A 15,782-nucleotide genomic window follows, 5' to 3' on the forward strand; every position below is an offset into this window, starting at 1 on the left:
TGGGCAGCGGGGTGACACTTTCGCGAAACCGAGCGGCAGGCTCATCGTAGGTGCACGGTGAGACGCTGCGAGCCGGTGCGGCTCCGACCTGCACCGTGCTCGGGTCTCGTCCACGGCTTCGTCGTGAAGCCGGTGAACCACGTCGAGCTCCACGCTGGAGCCGCGTTCGGCAGAACAACCCTCGTCGATTGGAGAATAATATGCTGCAAGGCCATCGCAATGCGTTTGCGTCCATGAGCCCGCTCGAGAATGTCTCGGTGCACCGCGCGACGCGGGGCCCTGAACGACATGCGCGGTCTCGCTCTTCGCTCGGTCCGCTGCTCCTCGCAGCGCTGGGCGCCGCGCTGACCGTCTCCGCCGCGCCGAAGTCCGCCGAGGCGAGCGTCTTCGACAGCGCGACGCGCTGGCCCGAGGACGCTGACGGCTATGTCCGGATCCCGGTCTGCATCGACGCCACGAGCTCGGCGCAGCAGAGGGCCGACGGCGCCGCGGGTGGGCTGATCCATGCGCCCAACCCCTCGCTCGCGGAGGTCGTCACGCGCGTGCGCACCGCGCTCCAGGGCAGCTGGGAGCGCTGGAGCTCGGTTCGCTTCACCGGCTGGGAGAGCTGCGATTCGCTCCTGCCGGCCACGCGCATGAGCTACGTCGGCGTCAGGATCCACCCCGACGCCCCCAACCAATCGGACTCGATCGGCGTTTACAACAAGGGCGGCTTGGTGCAGTTCAATCCATGGGGCGCTGAGTTCAACCGTTGCATCAAGTACAACTGGCAGACAGCCCGCGTCGAATACAGCTTCGACTGCGTGGAGCAGTACGCGATCCACGAGATGGGTCATGCGATCGGCTTCATGCACGAGTGGCATCACCCGCTGGTCCCCAGCGGCTGCAGCCAACGACAGCCGCTCCCCGCGAGCGACGTCGCCAGCGGGTGGCCCTCGAGCCGGCGGTACATCGTCGTGAACCCTGGCTTCTACGACTACGACTCCATCATGACCTACTGGGGTGGGTGTTCGGATCAGGACGGCGTGCGCTTCGGGAGCGAGAGCCTCGACGCGGTGGACATCCAGGCGGTCGCCACGGTGTATCCGCCCGTCGCCGGGGCGCCCGATGTGTGCAATCCCGGCTGGTTCGGAGGAAAACGCTGGTTCTGCGCGGCTCAGCCGACCGTCTCGGTAGGGAACTCGTGCTCGTCGGGGTGGGTGGAGTGCCTCCCGCACTGCAACCCGCGTCCTTTCCAGGGCGAGTGGTGGACCTGCCCGACGAACCCCTCTACGGTCACCGGCCAGAGCTGCTCCGCCCCGTGGGAGCTCTGCGGCTACTGACGACGGGCGCCACCATGTGAGGATCGCGTGACGAAAGGCGCCCCCATCCCCTCTCGCCCCCGCCGCCAGATGTCCTCCCGAATGGACACCAACTACTTGACGTAGTAGGTTGGCTCCGTGGCCTTGCCGAAGCCCACGCCTCTCGGTGAGCTCGAGGAAGCGGTGCTCTCCGCCCTGTGGAGCAGCGCCTCACCGCTGTCGGTGCGCGAGGTCCTCGGCCGCATCCAGCGGCGGCCGGCGCTCGCCTACACGACGGTGCTCACCGTGCTCGATCGCCTCCACGAGAAGGGGATGGTCGACCGAGAGAAGGACGGGAAGGCCTTCCTGTATCGCCCCCGCGCCTCGAAGGAGGCATGGCTCGGCGAGCAGGCAGCGCGCATGCTGACCGCGGAGCGCGGACCGCCGAGCAACGCCGTCCTGATGGCGTTCCTCGACTCGGCCGAGCGCGTCGATCCCGCGCTGGTCGAGCACCTGTCGTCCCTCATCGAGCTCCGGCGCGCAGGGTCGTCGCAAGCCGCCCCCGCGCCGGGCAAAAAAGGGCGGTCCACGTGACGTCGTCCCTGGTCGCGCTGCCGCTCGCAGCTGCGTTCGTCACCCTCGCGCTGGCGAGCGCGTGGGCGGTCGGCCTCGCGGCGCGGCTCGCCGCGCGGTGGCTTTCGCCAGGCCTGCGCTCGCCGTCGACGGCGCTGCGCGCGGCGGTCGTCTTCGCCCCGGCGGTCCTCGGGGCGCTCGGGTGCGCGGCGCTCGCGCTCCCGAGCCCGTTCGTCGGGTGTCACTGCGCCGAGCATGGGCTGCATCACCCCCACCTCTGCGCGTTCCACCCGGCCTTCGCGCTGCCGCTGGTCACGCCGTCCGCTTACGTCCTCGGGGCATGGCTCGCGCTCACCGCGCCCTTCGTCCTTCGGCTCTTCCGCGACGCGATCGCGTCGGCGCGGTGGACCAGGGCCGCGCGGCGTCTGCCGGCCGTGGCGCTCGACAGCGTCGTCGTGCGGCTCGCCGACTGTGGAGCGCCCGGCGCCTTCACGATCGGCGCCCTCTCGCCGATCGTCGTGATCGACCGCGTCCTCTGGCGATCGCTCTCCGACGAGCAGCGGCGCGCCGTCGTCCATCACGAGCGGGCCCACGTCGAGCGGCGCGATGGGCTCACGCTGCTCGCGCTGCGCCTCTGCGTCGCCCTCTTCCCGAGCTCCGCGGGCCAGCGGCTGATCGACGCGTGGCGAGCCGCAGCGGAGCAGTCGTGCGATCGGTATGCGGCCGGCAAGCTCGGCGACCCCGCCGCGGTCGCGGCGGCGCTCATCGCCGTCGAGAAGGTCCGGGCGCAGGATCCCCGGGGGGCTGCGCTCCCCGCGCACGCCATGGGCGCGCTCGCAGGCGGCGATCTCTCGCGGCGCGTCCTCGCGCTGCTCGACGCCGATCCGCCTCTCCAGGGCGCCGAGCCGCTGCTCGCCAACGACGTGCTCGCCACGGCGATCGTCGCGGTCGGCGCGCTTCTGCTGACCTTCGTGTGGCCTGGGGATGGGTTCCACCACGCCATCGAGACCCTGATCGGTCACCTCATTCACTAGGGAAGTGCAGCGATGCGCCCTCGCGCTCTCACGTCGCGCTCATCTACTACAACACGTAGTAAATTCTCCGCCGGGTGTGTCCTCGTGGCCTCGATGGCGGCCGCGTCGAGCGGCGTCGCGGCGCCGCCGCTCGACGAGAGCGCGGCGGCGCGGCGGGGCTGCGCCGAGGGGCCCGCGGCGGCGGCGGCGGCGAGCGCGGAGCGGCTCCGCGGGGAGGCCGCCGTCATCGCGGCCGGGCGCATCGATCTGATGGAAGAGATCGCGCTCGCGCGGCTCGCGTGGATGCGCGCCACGGGCACGATGCTGGACGCAACGCTGGATCACGCGTGCGGCGACGTCGCGGGAGGTACACGATGAACCCTGGGCGCTTCACCCTGGCGACCGCGCTCGCCCTCTGCGCGCTCGTTCCCGGCGCGATCGGTTGCCACCGCGGCGAGCACGGACACAGCCACGATGACCACGGCCACGGCCACGACCACGCGGCCGACGAGAGCGAGCCGGAGCCGCTCGCCATCACGAAGTGGACCGATCTGCATGAGCTCTTCGTGGAGTTCCCGCCGCCCGCCCCTGGCAAGCCTGTGCCCTACCACGCGCACGTCACCCGGCTCGACGGCTTCCAGGCCGTCACCGAGGGGACGTTCCACGTGCGCTTCAAGACGCCCATCGGTGTCGCCGCGGAGACCAGCATCCAGGGCGTCAAGCGGCCGGGCATCTTCACGCCCGAGGGGCCGGCCCCCGCGGCGGGCTCGTACACCCTCGAGATGGCGTACGAGCACGCTGGGAAGATCGACGTGTTCGACTGCGGTCCCATCACGGTCGCCGACACGCCGCCGCCGCCGGAGGCGGAGGCAGGAGGCGGCGCGATCACCTTCCTCAAGGAAACGCAATGGAAGATCCCCTTCGCGACCGCGTGGGCGGAGGAGCGTCCGATGGCCAGGGAGATCGAGATCGCCGCCACCGTGGAGCCGGCGGCCTCGGATCAGCTCACGATCGGCGCGCCCACGGGCGGGCGCTTCTTCCATGACCCGAAGCGCGCGCTCGCGGAGGGGCTCCGCGTCGCCAAGGGCGATGTGCTCGGCTCCATCGCGCCCACGGTGGCCGGCGACGACTACACGCGGCTCCAGTTTGCCACCGAGGAGTCGAGGCTGGAGAAGGAGCAGATCGAGCGAGAGATCGCCCGGATCGAGCCGCTCGTGAAGGACGGCCTCGTCCCCGAGCGACGGCTCATCGAGCTCAGGAACCAGCTCGATGCGGCGCAGGCGAGGCTGCGCTCAGCGCAGGGCCGGATCGGGCGGGTCCTGTCGCCGGGAGGGGCAGGCGGCATCGCGATCAAGTCGGCCCTCGCCGGCGTCGTGTCGCAGGTCCTCGTCCCGAACGGCGAGCCGGTCGAGGCCGGAGCGCCGCTCGTGCGCATCGGCGGGACGGATCACCTGTGGATCCGCGCGCGCTTCGTCGCCCGCCCTGCGGCGACGTTCGATCAGGCGAGGCCCACGGCCGTACGCCTGCCGAACGGAGAGCGCCTCGAGATCGAGGAGCGAGGCGCTCGGTTCCTGTCGCTGCTGCCGGTCATCGACGCAAGCTCGCGCATCGCGACATGGATCGCCGACGTGCCCCCGCTCCGGAGCGCCGGCGCGCCGGGCGGCGTGGGAGCCTCGGCCCAGGGAGCGGCCACGCCAGCGGACGATCTGCGGCCCGGCGCCAGCGTGGTGCTCGCGGTCCGGCTCGGCGCTCCTCGGACAACGCTCGCGGTCCATCGAGCGGCCGTGGTCGAGATCGACACCCGCCCGTACGTGTTCGTCCAGACCGACGGAGAGCACTTCGAGAAGCGTCGCGTCACGCTCGGCGACGCCGACGGCGCCTTCGTGGAGGTGCGCTCGGGCGTCGCGAAGGGCGAGCGGATCGTGACCCGAGGCGGCTTTGACGTTCACCTGGCCTCGCTGATGGGGACCGTCGAGTCCCATCGCCACTAGCCGAGGAGCTCCCCGCCATGTTCGACGCGATCATCCGCGGCTCGCTCCGCCACGCGTGGCTCGTGATCGCCGCCGCGCTCGTGCTGGTCGGCGCTGGCGCCTACGCCGCCGCCACCCTGCCGCTCGATGTCCTCCCGGAGCTCTCGGCGCCCTCGGTCACGGTCGTCGCCGAGGCCGGCGGGCTCGCCCCGGAGGAGGTGGAGAAGCTCGTCACCACGCCGCTCGAGCAGGCGCTGAACGGCGCCTCGGGCGTGCGCCGGATCCGCTCGTCCTCCGCCGTCGGGATCGCGCTGCTCTGGGTCGAGTTCGAGTGGGATGTCTCGCCCATCGTGGCGCGGCAGGTCGTCGCGGAGAAGCTCTCGTCCGCCCGCTCCTCGCTGCCGGCGGGCATCGAGCCGCTGATGGCGCCCGCGTCGTCGATCATGGGCGAGATCATGTTCGTGGGGCTGGTCAGCGACGGCGACGGCGAGGGGAAGATCTCGGGCGGCGACCTGCGGGGCACGGCCGAGTGGCTCGTCCGGCGGCGCCTCCTGGCGGTGCCGGGGATCGCGCAGGTGGTTCCGATCGGCGGTGCGCTGAAGCAGGTGGAGATCACGCTCGTGCCGGAGCTGCTCATGCAGCACCGTGTGGGGACAGCGCAGGTCCTCGAGGCGCTGCGGGGGGTCTCCGAGAGCACGTCCGGGGGGTTCTATGTGGCGGGCGCGCAGGAGTACCTGATCCGCGGCCTCGGCCGGCCGAGCTCGATCGACGCGCTCGGACAGGTGGTCATCGCCGAGCGCGACGGCGTCTCGCTCCACCTGGCCGACGTCGCGACGGTCGCCATGGGCGAGGCGATCCGGCGCGGCGAGGCGGCCGTCGACGGCCGGCACGCCGTCGTGCTCAAGGTCCAGAAGCAGCCGCAGGCGAACACGCTCGAGCTCACCGACCGTGTCGACCAGGCGCTCGACGAGATCGCGGCCTCGCTGCCGGAGGGCATGTCCCTCTACCGCAAGGGGTTCCGCCAGGCGGACTTCATCCGCGTCGCGCTCAGGAACGTGACGACCGTGCTCCGCGACGGGGCGATCCTCGTCGCGATCATCCTCACCCTCTTCCTCATGAGCTGGCGGACCACGCTCATCTCGCTGCTCGCCCTGCCGCTCTCGCTGCTCGCGGGGCTCCTCGTCCTCCGCGTCACGGGCGCGTCCATCAACACGATGACCCTCGGCGGGTTCGCGATCGCCATCGGCGAGCTCGTGGACGACGCGATCATCGACGTCGAGAACGTCTACCGGCGCCTGCGGGAGAACGCGCTCTTGCCGCCGGCGGAGCGGCGGCCTGTCCTCGACGTGGTGTACGAGGCGTCGCGCGAGATCCGGAGCTCGGTCGTCTTCGCGACGCTCATCATCCTGCTCGTCTTCGCCCCGCTCTTCTTCCTGAGCGGCGTCGAGGGGCGCCTCCTGCGCCCGCTCGGCGTCGCCTACGTGACCAGCATCGGCGCCTCGCTGCTCGTGGCGCTGACGATCACGCCGGTGCTCTGCATGCTCCTGCTCGGCCGGACCGACGGCGCGGCGGCTCACCGGGAAGGGTGGCTTGTGCGCTTCCTCAAGGCGCGCTACCGCCCGCTCGTCGCCGCCGCGCTGCGCGTCCCCGTGCCCATCGGCATCGCCTCGCTCGCCGCGGCGGTCGCCGCCGTCATCGCCCTGGGCTCGTTCGGCAGGGGCTTCCTCCCCGAGTTCAACGAGGGATCGCTGAACATCGCCGCCGCGACGGCGCCCGGCACGTCGCTGGAGACCTCGGATCGGATCGTCGGCCGGCTCGAGCGATCCTTGCTCTCCCACCCGGCGGTCACCTCCGTCATCCGGAGCACCGGGCGCGCCGAGCGGGACGAGCACGCGCTGGACGTGAATTTCTCCGAGCTCGAGGTCGGGCTCGACGTCTCGAAGGGGGAGCGCGAGGAGATCCTGGCGCAGATCCGCGAGCAGGCGGCCGCGATCCCGGGCCTCGCCGTGACGGTAGGCCAGCCGATCAGCCACCGCATCGAGCACCTCGTGAGCGGCGCGCGCGCGAGTCTGGCCCTCAAGATCTACGGCGACGACCTCGACCAGCTCCGCGCGCTCGCGCGCGGGGCCGAGGCCGCCATGAAGGGAGTCCCGGGGATCGTCGACCTCGCGGTCGAGCAGCAGACCGAGATTCCCCAGCTCGTCATTCGCGCCAAGGCGACCGAGCTCGCGGCCTTCGGCAAGAGCCCGGGGGAGCTCTCGCGCTTCGTGGAGATGGCCTTCGTCGGCAGCAAGGTCGGCCTCTACTGGGAGCAGGAGCGCGTCTACGACGTGGTCGCGAAGCTCCCGAGCTCCTACCGCTCGGATTTCGCCTTGATGGGCGCCACGCCGGTCGACGTCCGCGGCGAGCGCTTCACCGAGCTCTCGGCGATCGCCGCGCTCGACAAAACCATGGGGCCGAACCTCATCAACCACGAGAACGTGCGGCGCCGGATCGTCGTGACGGCGAACGTGGCCGGGCGCGATCTCCGGGGTGCCGCCGAGGACGTCCTCGCGGCCGTGCGCGGCGGGGTGAAGCTGCCGCCGGGCTACCGCGTGGAGCTCGGCGGAGCGTTCGAGAGCGAGGCGTCGGCGAGCCGCACGATCCTGGCCCTGTCGGCGCTGGCCATCGTCGGGATGACGGCGCTCCTGCTCATGGCGTTCCGCTCCGCCAGGGACGCGGCGCTCGTCCTGTTCAACTTGCCGCTTTCGCTCGTCGGGGGCGCGGTCGCGGTCTGGCTCGGCGGCGGTGTGCTGAGCATCGCCTCGCTCGTCGGGTTCATCACCCTCTTCGGGATCGCCACCCGGAACGGCATCATGATGGTGACCCACTTCCGGCACCTGCTCACGGTGGAAGGGCTGCCGCTGCGCGAGGCTGTGATCCAGGGGAGCGTCGATCGGCTCGTACCGATCTTGATGACGGCGTTGACCGCGGCGCTAGCGCTCGTCCCGATCGTCCTCGCGGCCGGCGAGCCGGGCAACGAGATTCAGGCTCCCATGTCCGCCGTCATCCTCGGCGGTTTGACGAGCTCGACGCTGCTGAACTTGCTCGTGATACCGCCTCTGTTCGCGCGCTTCGCCGCGCCGAATGGGGGGCGCCCAGCAGCCCGGAACGCCGCCTCAGCCGAGGTCGCCGGCGTGGCGACAGGAGGCAGCGCCGCGCCTTGACGTGCTCGTGCCGCCCCCGATTCTTTCATGGCTGGCTCTTGGTCAGGCCGAGCGCGCCCTTCAACACCTTGCCGAGCTCGGCGACGGGGCCGCGCCCCCAGTAATGGAAGAAGAGGATGCGCGGCTCCTCGCCGACCATGTGGTGGTGGATCGCCACGATATGGATCTTGCCCGCGCGGAGCGCCTTGAGGACGGGCTGGAGCTCGTCCTCGGTGACCGCGAAGTCGCCATCCACGACGGCGTTGTCATCCGTGCCCGCGAACGCAGCCCACGTGTTCACGCCCATCGCCTTGCCGATCTTGCAGCCGCAATCAGCCACGGCGGCGGGCCGGCCAATCACGGCCTTGACCATGCCGTCCTTGACAGTTCCCTTCACGCCGAGCGCCGCCTCCACCTTGGCCGGATCGATGGCGCTTTTCGCCGGAATGGCCGGCCCGTCGAAGCGCTCGCGCGGCTTCGGCGTGGCCTTCCGGATGACCCGCGTTGCGTCGAGGGCACGGCGCACGCCTTTGCCGAGCGCGTCCAGCTTGCCCTCGCCGCCGATGTGCATGAAGTAGACCTTGGGCCGGTCATAGAAGAAGTGGTTGTGGAGGGCGGTGACCTCGAGCCCGGCGTCCAGGGCGGCGCTCATGGCGTCGCTGACCTCGTCCTCGAACAGGACGAGGTCGCCCATCACCATCGCCTCGACGCCCGGCTTCTGGCCGGGGGTGAACCCCGCCCACGAGGTGAGCCCCATGAATGGCGGCATGGCCCAGCCATCCACCTCGACCTTGACGTCGTTCCGCGGGAACGAGACCTTCACGACGCCTTCAGCGACCTCCGCCTTGCCGCCCGTGGACGCCTCGACGACAGCGGGATCCAGCGCGGCCGGGGCGGCCGGCGCTGATTGACCGGCGGGCTCGGCAGCAGGCGGAGCCGTGGGGCGCAGGGCCGCCGGCGGCTCCGCCGAGGGCGCCGGGGGTGCGTTGCTACAGCCGAGCGCCATCAGCGCGGCGAGACCGAGCCAACCAACGATGTTCCTCATCGCTTCTTCTCCTCGTCTTTTCCCAGAGGCATCTTCTCACAGCGGCGCAATGGTGAGGTCGTCATAGTACGTGACCGTCGCAGTCCCAGGTGCGCGCTGTCATCGGCCCAGATGGATCCGAAGGCGACGCCGCCGAGGGGACCACGGGCGCGGCAGCGCTCGCCGGCTGGGCCGACCCCCCGTAGGACGCCCTGCGCGGCGCAGCCGTCAGGCGCCGAGGAGGCGCACCCCGAAGGCGAGCATCAGTCGACAGAGGGCGGCGAGCATCATGGCGCCGATCGCGAAGCAGCCGAATCGCCGGCCCTTGGCGCTAGGGACCGCGCCCGCCGAGAGGAGGCCCGCCGCGGCCGGCGGCTCCGGCGGCTTTTTTTTTAAGGCCGGCACCCGCGTCCACCGCGACGGCGCCGCCTCGCCGTCGCCCAGCGCCACCGGCGGCGTCGCCCTGACGATCGCCAGCGCACGCGCGGCCCGGCTCTCCTCGTGGCTGCGCTTCCAGGCGCGGATCGTCGCCTCGGGGAGCCCGAACACCTCGCCGGAGCCGTACGTCCCCGCGAGCCCGTCGAGCACGCGAAGGTGCCAGTCGGCGGGGACCGCTTCGGGCAACGCCGCGACCGCCTCGGGCGGGACCGGCGGGAACCAGGCCGCGAAGTGCTGGACCTGCCGTCCGGTCCAGTCCCGCCGCGCCGGATCGAGGAACCTCACCGCGACGTAGGGATAGGCGCGCGGCGCCGGCTGCCCGCGCTCGTCGACCTCGAGCAGGCCATAGCGGAGCTCCCCGGCGCCCGCGTCGGCGTCGCCGAGCATCGCCTCGAGCGTCGAGAGCCAGGCGGGCAGCGCCGGGATCTCGGGGACACAGATGAACTCGTAATCCCAGTGCTCGCCGCGCGTCCTCCAGAGGAGGCGCGATGTCTCGACGAGGGGCGCGGGCGCGGGCATCACGACCTCACTGGTTCTGGTGGTAGGCGCGGGCGCCCTCGTCGTCGCGCAGGGCCGCGACCATCGCGGTCAGGACCGCCGTGAAGGTGTCGCCCTTCCGGATCGCGTCCTCGCGCGTCTTCTTGAGCCGGTCGAGCCGGGTGGTCGCGAAGTCCTTGATCGAGATGAACCGCAGGATCTTGCTCACGATCTGGTATCGCTTCGGCAGGAAGTCGTCGAGGGAGTCGACGAACTGCACGAGATCGCGCAGCCCCTGGAAGAACGTCTCTCCGGCCGACTTCTCCTTTCTCGCCGCCTGCGCCTCGCGGACCGCGCCCTCGACCGTGCTCACCAGGATCGCGGGGGCGAGGGTGCGCACGCCGAGCGAGGTCCTCGGATCGACCGCCGCGCCGGCCGGGGCGGCGACCGACGAGAGGAGCATGAAGCGGTGCCCGAACGCGTGCTCGGCGCGGAGCACCGAGCAGAGCTTCGCGAGCTGATCGTCGGCGTCCCGGCAGACCTCGCGCTCGAAGTCCCGCGCGCTGTAGTCCGGCGGGAAGAGATCGGCCTTGCTGAGGGCGAGGATCCACTCCCGCGGGAAGCTCACCTCGTCGCCCGTGGCGGCGCTGGCCCGGCGCAGCCGGTCGCACTCGTCGGCGAAGTGCTCGAACAGCCACCGGATGTACCCGGTGCCCTCGGCCCGGTACTTCGCGCCGTCCGCGAGGAGGATGCCCACCTGGCTCATCCCGAGCCGGAGGAGGCCCTGGCGCATCGCCTCCCGCTCGTCCGCGTCGACCGGCTCGTCCTCCCACCAGCGTCCGGGGTAGTCGTACCAGTGGATGCGGACCGCCGGCTCGGGCAGATCTCTCGGGAAGAAGTCGAACTCGTACTCGTCGAAGCGCGTGCTGCCGTCCGGGAACCTGCCCTCCTCGAGGCGATAGAACCGACCGAGGAGCTGGTTGCCCTGCGCCTTGTTGACCGCCTGGATCTTGTACGCGTACTCCTGCTGGAACGAGGGTTGGGTCTGCGCCCGGTAGAAGGCTGCCAGGAGGACCGTCTTGCCGGCGCCGGAGGCGCCGAACAAGGCGACGTGCAGATCGAGGGGCGGCATGACGGATGCGTACGAGAGCGCGGGCCCCGGCACAAGCGCCGGCGCGCCCGACCCCGACGGGGCTCGCGCGATCCCGCGCGAGACAGCCGTCCGAGCGCGACGATGACACGGCTGAGCCCGCCGCCCGGCCGCTCGCGGCGGGCGCTCGGGCGGCGCGCGATTCAGGGGCTCTCGGCCATCCTCTTCCGGAGGCTGAGCGGGCGCATGTCCGTCCAGACCTCCTGAATGTACGCCAGACACTCCGCCTTGTTGCCCGTCTTGCCGGCCTCCGTCCAGCCAAGCGGGTTCTCTCGGTCCGCCGGCCAGATGGAGTATTGCTCCTCGTGGTTCACCACCACCTTGTAGATCGTCGCGTCGTCATCTGCCTGCATCGCTCGCTCCTCCTTGGTTCAGCCGGATACCGCGACACCCGAGCCCACGCTCGACCGCCGAGCGCGCGGCCTCGACAAGAGGGCCGAGCCTAGCATACACTGCGGCGCGCCCGCTACCGGCACTCGGTTCGGTGTTTCACGAGAGGACGCCGTCGCCTGGCCGTACCGAGCGCGTCAAGTGCATGGCTTGCATCGAGCGCATCGATGACGTCGATGACGTCGATGATGTCGAGTGCGTCATGGAGCGCATCGATGACGTCGATGACGTCGATGATGTCGAGTGCGTCATGGAGCGCATCGATGACGTCGATGATGTCGAGTGCGTATATGGTTCCAATCGAGTGCCGAGCGTCCGTGGCGTCCGTGGCGTCAGTCGCGTCCGTGGCGTCAGTCGCGTCAGTGGCGTCAGTCCCGTCGTTGCGTCAGCCCTCTCAGTCGCATCCGTGTTGAAGTTAGTTAGGCTAACTATCCTCAGTCGAAGGTCTCAGGCACCGACGACGAGCGCGCGCTGATCGAGGCGAACGCGGTCGGGGAGGCGCGGGTCTGGGGCGGACCGGCGCTGCTGGACACCTTGGTCCTGCAGTGGGGGGGCGCGGACGCTCGGCGCCCGGCGTTGTTCCCTCTCATTTCAATGGTTTGCCGGCGCCCCTGGCGTCATGGCGGTTCGCTTCCCCGTCCGACCTCTCGCAATCGCGGTACCGCTCTTTCGGCTCGCCCCGGCGGCTCTGTGCGCTGGCGGCGGGGAAATCCTGCTGGAAGGAGCAGGATACGAGCACGAATCGGACGACTTGCGCGGCTCCCCTTCAAGCCATACGTCGTCGAGGTAGCGGTACGTCGGGAGCGAACACGCCCGGCGCGGGGAGGGCGTGGCATTCGGCCGCTCGCCCCGGTGCCGAACGAAAGAGCTTGACACGCGTGAACGCTCCACGGTTTCCTAGCAGCCTCGACAATGCACGCGTGAGCATCGATCGCGTGCAACTCGGCGCGACGGCTTTTCGTGGAATCGCACCTGGTCGATTCTACGTTGAAGGGCGACGCGATCGGCTGCGGGGGCAGGTCGAGGACGGGGGGCGGCGCTGGATGACTGAGTCCTGTTGCGACTGAGACGGAACCATTCCGGCGCGCTCGGACCGCTGCGACGCAAGAGCGATGCTTGACGTGAACCACCCAATCCACCGTCCGTCTGAGACGGAGAAGAGAGCACGAGCATGAGGGAGCCCAGCTCGACACCGAACTGGCGCAATTTCGGGTCCAACCTGCCGGCCGGCAGCGATTCCGTACCGCCGGGGGAAGGATTTCCGATCAAGAAGATCTTGGCGCTCAACCTCGGCAAGTGGAAGGACACCGCCGGACTGCAAATCGCGCAGACGCTTCACCTGTTCGCGTACGGGTACAAGCGCTATCGCGAGGGGAAGTTCATCCTCCGGGCCACGTCCGACCTCGGGCTGGGCGCCATCTTCGAGTCCATCGACAACTGGGAGAGCTTCGATCAATTCGAAGATTTCTTCAAGCCGTGGACCTTCATCCGCAAGCCCTTCGTTGCGACGCGGTGGTCCGAGGACGCCGAGTTCGGGCGGCAGCGCCTCGTGGGGATCAACCCGGCGCACATCCGCCGCGCGACCCCGGCCGATCTCGCCGATTTCCTGAGCGGCGCCGCGCCCAAGCCGGTGACGATCGCCGACGGTCGCACGCTGGAGGCGGTGCGCGAGAGCGGGCAGCTCTACTTCCTCGACTACCGCATCTTCAAGGACATCGTCGACACCGACGTGCAGGAAGAGCTGGGCAAGTATCCGCTGGCGCCGACGTGCATGCTGCACCAGACCGCGGCCGGTGAGCTCTTGCCCGTGGCCATCAGGCTCGTGGACTCGCGCGCCGAGAAAGGGGCGCATCCGGACAAGATCTTCACCCCTGCGGGCCCGGCGGACGACTGGCTCACGGCGAAGATCGCCGTCGCGAGCGCCGACGCCATCTTCCAAGGCCAGGTGACCCACCTGCTCTACGCGCATCTGGTCGTGGAGCCGTTCGCGGTGAGCACCTACCGCAACCTGCCCGCGACGCACCCGCTCCATCAGCTGCTCAGGCCGCATTTCTTCAACACCCTGGCCATCAACGAGCTGGCTCGACGGCGCTTCCTCGGGCGAGGGCGCTTCTTCGACATCACGAGCTCCGTGGCCAACATGGGCTCGTTCGAGCTCTTGACGCGCGCCTACACCGGCCAGGGCATCAAGGGCTACCGCGGCAAGCGGTGGCGGTTCTACGAGAGCGCGCTCCCCCACGACCTGTCCGCGCGCGACGTCCGCGACCTCGTCGGCTATCACTACCGCGACGACGCGCTGCTGCACTGGGACGCGATCCAGGAGTACGTCGGAGAGGTCCTGAAGATCGCCTACCCGACGCCGGGGCGCCTGGCGAGCGATGCCAGCTTGCAAGCGTGGATCCAGGAGCTCGTGTCCCCCGATCTCGGCGCCATGGATAGCCTGCTCCCGCCGGACAGAGAGAAACAGCTCGCGAAGCTCACGAGCCTCGACGACCTGATCGCGATCGTCACCAACGTCATCTTCACGGCGACCGCGTATCACGCCGCCGTCAACTTCGGGCAAACGGACTATTACACCTGGATCCCCAACGCCCAGTTTGCCACGTACCGCTCCTACGGCGATGTCCTGAACGGGAGCGAGAAGCGGCTGTTCAAGCCGCTGGAGCGCCTCCCGGGGCGCGCGCAGAGCATCCGCCAGATGGTGCTCAGCCGCTCGCTCAGCATGGGCCCGCCGCTGACCAGCGAGAGCCTCATGACGATGAAGTGCCTGTTGCAAGATCCGGCGGCGAAGCAGGCGTTCGCCCGCTACCGCGAGCGCCTGGCGCAGATCGAGCGGGAGATCACCGAGCGCAACCGCACCCGCGAGCAGCCGTACCTGTACCTGCTCCCGTCGATGGTCCCCCAGAGCGTCGCGATCTGATCGGCGTTCGAGAAAGGAATTCGCCTCATGAGCATTCACATCGAAGAAGACGGACGAGCGGACGCTGCCAAGCCGCCGCCGTTCGACTACCTGCAGGCCCTCCACAGCGCGCTGTCGAACGAGAACGATCCGGTCAAGCGGAAGCAGATCGAGGCCGGCATGGTCTTCAAGTGGCTGAGGGAGGAGCCGCTCCCGTTCCTCAGCCAGCTGCGGCGCGAGAAGCCCATCTTCTCCATCCCGGCCATCACGCTCGTGACCCGGTACAACGATGTCGTCGAGGTCCTCAACGCCAACGACGTCTTCTCGGTCGACAACATCGCGCCCAAGCTGGTCGAGAACGTGGGCCAGAACATCCTGGCGATGAACGACTCGCCCAAGTACGAGCACGAGAAGTCGCTCCTGCGCCTCGCGTTCCCTCGCGCCGATCTGCCCCGCTACCGTCAGATCGTCGTGGAGGAGGCGAACCGGCTGCTCGCCAAGGTCGGCGTCGACAAGCCGTTCGACCTCACCGGTGACTACGCGCTCAAGGTGCCGGCCGGCGCGATGGCCCGGTACCTCGGCGTCGGCGAGATCCCGACGGAGAAGGTGGTGGCGTGGACCCACGCGCTGTTCCACGAGATCTTCCTCAACCCGACCAACGACCCGGCGGCCGTGGCGGCGGCGAGGGCCGCTCGCCAGGAGGCGCTGCCGCTGATCGACGCGATCGTCGCCGCGCGGAAGAAGCAGCTGGCGAAGTCGCCCCCGCCAGAGCAACCGTCGGTGCTGGACCGCTACCTGCTCATGCAGGCGGTCCCCGAGACCTACGAGAGCGACGAGGGGATCCGCGACGTGATCCTGGGGCTGCTCATGGGCTGCGTGGATCTCAGCGGCGGCGCGATCGTCAACGCCCTCGTCGAGCTGATGAAGCGCCCGCGCGTCCTGCGCGACGCGCTCAACGTGGTGAACGTCGAGGACGACGCCGCCATCACCGGCTATGTGCTGGAGGCGCTGCGCTTCCGCCCCCCGTCGACCGGCGTCACCAGCCTCTGCGTGCGCGACTACACGGTCGGGCGCGGCACGCGGCACGAGGAGAAGATCCCCGCCGGCGCGCTGGTGATGGCCTGCAGCGCCTCGGCGATGCACGACCACGAGCACATCGACGCCCCGGACCAGTTCAGGCCCGGGCGCCTGCCGAGCAAGAACTACCTGTTCTGGGAGTCAGGGATCCACACGTGCCACGGCAAGTACGTGGCCATCCTGCACATCTCGCTCGCCATCAAGCAGCTGCTGCGGGCCGGCGTCCCGAGCGCGGTCGACCCCCTGCCGCGCGTGCACGGGTACCCTGCGCCGTTCCGCGTGCGCCTGACCGCCGCCGAGGGCTGA

12 protein-coding genes are annotated in these 15,782 nt (G+C 70.0%); 8 read left to right on the forward strand and 4 right to left on the reverse strand.

Going from position 1 to position 15,782, the window contains the following annotated elements:
* The first annotated feature begins 233 nt into the window (after positions 1 to 233).
* The 6 genes from WME83_RS19485 (at position 234) to WME83_RS19510 (ending at position 8,042) form a co-directional block, all read left to right on the forward strand.
* Positions 234 to 1,322 carry a hypothetical protein gene (locus tag WME83_RS19485; protein WP_437320786.1) on the forward strand — a complete coding sequence of 363 codons (1,089 nt, stop codon included), beginning with the start codon at positions 234 to 236 and terminating at the stop codon, positions 1,320 to 1,322.
* A 117-nt stretch (positions 1,323 to 1,439) separates the two neighbouring features.
* On the forward strand, positions 1,440 to 1,874 hold the full coding sequence (locus WME83_RS19490) for a BlaI/MecI/CopY family transcriptional regulator (protein ID WP_437320787.1): 435 nt from the start codon (positions 1,440 to 1,442) through the stop codon (positions 1,872 to 1,874).
* Complete coding sequence (locus WME83_RS19495; protein WP_437320788.1) at positions 1,871 to 2,887, forward strand: M48 family metalloprotease; 1,017 nt, start codon at positions 1,871 to 1,873, stop codon at positions 2,885 to 2,887. Before WME83_RS19490 ends, WME83_RS19495 begins: the two co-directional genes overlap by 4 nt.
* 84 nt (positions 2,888 to 2,971) lie before the next feature.
* Positions 2,972 to 3,244: a hypothetical protein gene (locus tag WME83_RS19500; RefSeq protein ID WP_437320789.1), complete on the forward strand. Its 273-nt coding sequence runs from the start codon at positions 2,972 to 2,974 to the stop codon at positions 3,242 to 3,244.
* Positions 3,241 to 4,857, forward strand: a complete 1,617-nt coding sequence (locus tag WME83_RS19505; RefSeq protein WP_437320790.1) for an efflux RND transporter periplasmic adaptor subunit — start codon at positions 3,241 to 3,243, stop codon at positions 4,855 to 4,857. The genes WME83_RS19500 and WME83_RS19505 overlap by 4 nt, the downstream gene beginning before the upstream one ends.
* 17 nt (positions 4,858 to 4,874) lie before the next feature.
* On the forward strand, positions 4,875 to 8,042 hold the full coding sequence (locus tag WME83_RS19510; RefSeq protein WP_437320791.1) for an efflux RND transporter permease subunit: 3,168 nt from the start codon (positions 4,875 to 4,877) through the stop codon (positions 8,040 to 8,042).
* A gap of 25 nt (positions 8,043 to 8,067) precedes the next feature.
* On the opposite strand, the gene WME83_RS19515 is transcribed toward WME83_RS19510, so the two are convergent.
* The 4 genes from WME83_RS19515 to WME83_RS19530 form a co-directional block, all read right to left on the reverse strand.
* Positions 8,068 to 9,027, reverse strand: a complete 960-nt coding sequence (locus WME83_RS19515; protein ID WP_437322013.1) for a DUF1259 domain-containing protein — start codon at positions 9,025 to 9,027, stop codon at positions 8,068 to 8,070.
* A gap of 246 nt (positions 9,028 to 9,273) precedes the next feature.
* Entirely contained in the window at positions 9,274 to 10,002 is a 729-nt protein-coding gene (locus WME83_RS19520) for a hypothetical protein (protein ID WP_437322014.1), read from the reverse strand.
* Between the two features lie 7 nt (positions 10,003 to 10,009).
* Complete coding sequence (locus WME83_RS19525; RefSeq protein WP_437320792.1) at positions 10,010 to 11,092, reverse strand: hypothetical protein; 1,083 nt, start codon at positions 11,090 to 11,092, stop codon at positions 10,010 to 10,012.
* A gap of 161 nt (positions 11,093 to 11,253) precedes the next feature.
* Positions 11,254 to 11,463 carry an MbtH family protein gene (locus WME83_RS19530; RefSeq protein WP_437320793.1) on the reverse strand — a complete coding sequence of 70 codons (210 nt, stop codon included), beginning with the start codon at positions 11,461 to 11,463 and terminating at the stop codon, positions 11,254 to 11,256.
* Positions 11,464 to 12,671: 1,208 nt separating this feature from the next.
* Between WME83_RS19530 and WME83_RS19535 the strand changes: the two genes are divergently transcribed.
* On the forward strand, positions 12,672 to 14,420 hold the full coding sequence (locus WME83_RS19535) for a lipoxygenase family protein (protein ID WP_437320794.1): 1,749 nt from the start codon (positions 12,672 to 12,674) through the stop codon (positions 14,418 to 14,420).
* Positions 14,421 to 14,447: 27 nt separating this feature from the next.
* On the forward strand, positions 14,448 to 15,782 hold the full coding sequence (locus tag WME83_RS19540; RefSeq protein ID WP_437320795.1) for a cytochrome P450: 1,335 nt from the start codon (positions 14,448 to 14,450) through the stop codon (positions 15,780 to 15,782).

The organism is Sorangium sp. So ce385, from assembly GCF_051474135.1.
Lineage (GTDB): Bacteria > Myxococcota_A > Polyangia > Polyangiales > Polyangiaceae > Sorangium > Sorangium cellulosum_D.